This window comes from Escherichia sp. MOD1-EC6300 (assembly GCF_002965045.1).
Lineage (GTDB): Bacteria > Pseudomonadota > Gammaproteobacteria > Enterobacterales > Enterobacteriaceae > Escherichia > Escherichia coli_F.
In genome coordinates this window covers 1-4,594 of sequence record NZ_PTRH01000032.1, presented here as the reverse complement: position 1 = coordinate 4,594, position 4,594 = coordinate 1, and the positions used below count along the sequence as shown (strand labels likewise).

Genomic DNA, 4,594 nt, shown 5'->3' with positions numbered 1-4,594 from the left:
GGCACCATCACGGTAAGAATCAGTGATGATCAGAAATTTGACCGGCAGGTCATGATACCGCCAGTGTTATTCCGCGGTGGTAAGCATGAGAATTTCAACAGTAATAACCAACAGTCATACTGGTATTCAACCTGCCGGTTAAGAGTGACCCGCAATGGTCAGGAGATTTTTAATCAGTCCACGACGGATGCTCAGGGCGTATTTTCCTCAGTTATAGATATGCCTGCCGGACAGGGGACACTGACACTGACATTCACCGTATCTTCATCAGGAGCGAATAACTGGACACCAACAACCAGTATCAGCGATCTGCTGGTTGTGGTGATGAAGAAATCCACAGCAGGTATCAGTATCAGCTGAATTTTATAACCCATAACGGGCGTCAGAAATGACGCCTTTTTTATTGCAGAAAAGCGAGAGGTAATTATGCGTAAACTTTATGCCGCCATTTTGTCCGCAGCCATTTGTCTGGCCGTATCCGGTGCGCCTGCATGGGCGTCTGAACATCAGTCCACGCTGAGCGCGGGGTATCTTCATGCCTCGACGAACGTTCCCGGCAGCGATGATCTGAACGGGATTAACGTGAAATACCGTTATGAGTTTACGGACACACTGGGGATGGTGACGTCATTCAGCTATGCAGGAGACAAGAATCGCCAGCTGACCCATTACAGCGATACCCGCTGGCATGAAGATTCCGTGCGTAACCGCTGGTTCAGCGTGATGGCGGGGCCGTCTGTGCGCGTGAATGAATGGTTCAGCGCGTATGCGATGGCGGGTGTGGCTTACAGCCGTGTGTCGACTTTCTCCGGGGATTATCTTCGCGTAACTGACAACAAGGGGAAAACGCACGATGTACTGACCGGAAGTGATGACGGTCGCCACAGCAACACGTCTCTGGCGTGGGGAGCTGGCGTGCAGTTTAACCCGACCGAATCCGTGGCCATTGATATTGCTTATGAAGGCTCCGGCAGTGGCGACTGGCGCACTGACGGTTTCATCGTGGGTGTCGGTTATAAGTTCTGATTAGCCAGGTAACACAGTGTTATGACAGCCCGCCGGTTCAGGCGGGCTTTTTTGTGGGGTGAATATGGCAGTAAAGATTTCAGGTGTACTGAAAGACGGCACAGGAAAACCGGTACAGAACTGCACAATCCAGCTGAAAGCAAAACGTAACAGCACCACGGTGGTGGTGAACACGCTGGCCTCAGAAAATCCGGATGAAGCCGGGCGTTACAGCATGGACGTTGAGTACGGGCAGTACAGCGTTATTCTGTTGGTGGAGGGATTCCCGCCGTCACATGCCGGGACCATCACCGTGTATGAAGATTCCCGACCCGGTACGCTGAATGATTTTCTCGGTGCCATGACGGAGGATGATGCCCGTCCTGAGGCACTGCGCCGTTTTGAACTGATGGTGGAAGAGGTGGCGCGTAACGCGTCCGCGGTGGCACAGAACACGGCAGCCGCGAAGAAGTCAGCCAGCGATGCCGGCACATCAGCCCGTGAGGCGGCAACCCATGCGACTGATGCTACAGGCTCAGCAAGCGCAGCCAGCACGTCAGCCGGACAGGCCGCGTCGTCGGCTCAGTCAGCATCTTCCAGCGCAGGAACGGCATCAACAAAGGCCAGTGAAGCATCGAAAAGTGCTGCTGCTGCAGAGTCCTCAAAAAGCGCGGCAGCTACCAGTGCCGCTGCGGCGAAAACGTCAGAAACGAATGCGGCAGCGTCACAACAATCAGCAGCCACTTCTGCATCCGCCGCGACCACGAAGGCGTCAGAAGCAGCCACCTCAGCCCGGGATGCGGCGGCCTCAAAAGAGGCAGCGAAATCATCAGAAACGAACGCATCCTCGAGCGCCAGTAGTGCCGCTTCCTCGGCAACGGCGGCAGGCAATTCCGCGAAGGCGGCAAAGACGTCTGAGACAAACGCCAGGTCTTCTGAAACGGCAGCGGAACAGAGTGCCTCAGCTGCGGCAGGCTTAAAAACAGCGGCTGCGTCGTCTGCCAGTGCAGCGTCAACAAGTGCCGGGCAGGCCTCAGCCAGTGCTAGCGCCGCCGGAAAATCGGCAGAAAGCGCCGCATCGTCCGCTTCAACAGCCACAACGAAGGCTGGCGAAGCCACTGAACAGGCCAGCGCAGCAGCGAGGTCTGCTTCCGCAGCGAAGACATCCGAGACGAACGCGAAAGCGTCGGAAACCAGCGCAGAATCCTCAAAAACGGCTGCCGCATCGTCCGCCAGTTCGGCGGCGTCATCGGCATCATCTGCGTCTGCTTCAAAAGATGAGGCGACCAGACAGGCATCAGCAGCGAAAGGCAGCGCCACGACGGCATCCACGAAGGCGACAGAGGCAGCTGGTAGTGCGACGGCGGCAGCACAGAGCAAAAGTACAGCAGAATCCGCGGCAACGCGCGCCGAGACAGCAGCAAAACGGGCAGAGGATATTGCATCCGCCGTGGCGCTTGAGGATGCGAGCACGACGAAAAAGGGGATAGTACAGCTCAGCAGTGCGATCGACAGCACTTCCGAGTCACTGGCGGCAACGCCAAAAGCCGTTAAGGCCGCGTATGACCTGGCTAACGGGAAATACACCGCACAGGATGCAACGACAGCACAGAAAGGGATAATCCAGCTAAGCAGCGCGACCAACAGCACGTCTGAAACGCTGGCGGCAACGCCAAAGGCAGTAAAAGCAGCCAATGACAATGCTGAGAAACGTCTGCAGAAAGATCAGAACGGTGCGGATATCCCTGGCAAAGACACCTTTACGAAAAATATTGGTGCCTGCCGTGCCTTCGGTGGGTCAGTAAGCACAACAACAGGAAACTGGACGACTGCACAGTTTATCGAGTGGCTGGATTCTCAGGGAGCATTTAACCATCCATACTGGATGTGCAAGGGTTCCTGGTCTTATGGCAATAATAAAATCATTACTGATACTGGCTGCGGTAATATTCATCTCGCCGGAGCTGTCATTGAAGTAATGGGGATAAAGTCAGCGATGACGATCCGCATTACCACACCGACCACCTCCACTGGTGGTGGAACAACTAACGCCCAGTTTACCTATATTAATCACGGAACAGATTATTCACCTGGCTGGCGAAGGGACTATAACTCCAGAAATAAGCCAACGGCATCAGAGATCGGGGCGTTACCGTCAGGTGGAACAGCAGTATCATCAGTTAATCTGTCTTCAAAAGGTCGGGTAACCGCGCTGACAGACAATACGCAGGGGGCAACAGGTCTTGAGTTATACGAGGTGTATAACAACGGATATCCAACAGCGTATGGAAATATCATTCACCTGAAAGGGATGACAGCCGTTGGCGAAGGTGAGTTACTCATCGGCTGGAGTGGTACAAGCGGTGCTCATGCTCCGGCATTTATTCGTTCACGACGGGATACGACCGACGCAAACTGGTCGCCGTGGGCGCAGCTTTACACCTCGGCTCATCCTCCTGCAGAGTTTTATCCAGTCGGTGCACCAATCCCGTGGCCATCAGATACCGTTCCGTCTGGTTATGCCCTGATGCAGGGGCAGACTTTTGACAAATCTGCTTACCCGAAACTTGCAGCCGCTTATCCGTCAGGCGTGATCCCTGATATGCGTGGCTGGACGATTAAGGGCAAGCCCGCCAGTGATCGAGCCGTATTGTCTCAGGAACAGGACGGCATTAAATCACACACCCACAGCGCCAGCGTATCCAGTACGGATTTGGGGACGAAAACCACATCGTCGTTTGATTACGGCACTAAATCCACGAATAACACTGGTGCGCATACCCATAGTGTTAGCGGTACGGCTGCTTCAGCCGGTGCACATACCCATTCGATGACATTTGTTTCAGGTGGTTCCAGTGGTGCTCCGGGAAGTGGATCACCTGATTATTCTAAATACAGTGTTAACACTTCTTCTGCAGGCGCTCATACGCACTCTGTATCGGGTACTGCTGCAAGCGCAGGTGCACACGCACATACTGTCGGTATTGGTGCTCATACGCACTCCGTTGCGATTGGTTCACATGGACATACCATCACCGTTAACGCTGCTGGTAACGCGGAAAACACCGTCAAAAACATCGCATTTAACTATATTGTGAGGCTTGCATAATGGCATTCAGAATGAGTGAACAACCACGGACCATAAAAATTTATAATCTGCTGGCCGGAACTAATGAATTTATTGGTGAAGGTGACGCATATATTCCGCCTCATACAGGTCTGCCAGCAAACAGTACCGATATTGCACTGCCAGATATTCCGGCAGGCTTCGTGGCTGTTTTCAACAGTGATGAGGCATCGTGGCATCTCGTTGAAGATCATCGGGGTAAAACGGTTTATGACGTGGCTTCCGGCGACGCGTTATTTATTTCTGAACTCGGTCCGTTACCGGAAAAGGTTACCTGGTTATCGCCGGGAGGGGAATATCAGAAGTGGAACGGCACAGCCTGGGTGAAGGATACGGAAGCAGAAAAACTGTTCCGGATCCGGGAGGCGGAAGAAATAAAAAACAACCTGATGCAGGTAGCCAGTGAGCATATTGCGCCGCTTCAGGATGCTGCAGATCTGGAAATTGCAACGGAGGAAGAAA

The 4,594-nt window shown here is 53.6% G+C and carries 4 protein-coding genes; all 4 read left to right on the top strand.

Features of this window, described 5'->3' with window-relative positions; genetic code table 11:
• Nucleotides 1–360 (top strand): phage tail tip domain-containing protein (locus BGE37_RS24440; protein ID WP_000485120.1); only part of this gene is annotated, 360 nt, incomplete at its 5' end.
• A 66-nt stretch (nucleotides 361–426) separates the two neighbouring features.
• Nucleotides 427–1,026 carry an Ail/Lom family outer membrane beta-barrel protein gene (locus tag BGE37_RS24435; RefSeq protein ID WP_001230388.1) on the top strand — a complete coding sequence of 200 codons (600 nt, stop codon included), beginning with the start codon at nucleotides 427–429 and terminating at the stop codon, nucleotides 1,024–1,026.
• Between the two features lie 64 nt (nucleotides 1,027–1,090).
• Nucleotides 1,091–4,114, top strand: coding sequence for a phage tail protein (locus tag BGE37_RS24430; protein WP_105288534.1), 3,024 nt, complete (start codon nucleotides 1,091–1,093; stop codon nucleotides 4,112–4,114).
• Nucleotides 4,114–4,594 (top strand): tail fiber assembly protein (locus tag BGE37_RS24425; protein ID WP_105288535.1); only part of this gene is annotated, 481 nt, incomplete at its 3' end. The genes BGE37_RS24430 and BGE37_RS24425, both read left to right, overlap by 1 nt.

Bases quoted from the DNA above. Each gene is read 5' to 3' on its own strand.
- BGE37_RS24435 (WP_001230388.1), top strand. From the start codon at position 427: ATGCGTAAACTTTATGCCGCCATTTTGTCCGCAGCCATTTGTCTGGCC.
- BGE37_RS24430 (WP_105288534.1), top strand. From the start codon at position 1,091: ATGGCAGTAAAGATTTCAGGTGTACTGAAAGACGGCACAGGAAAACCG.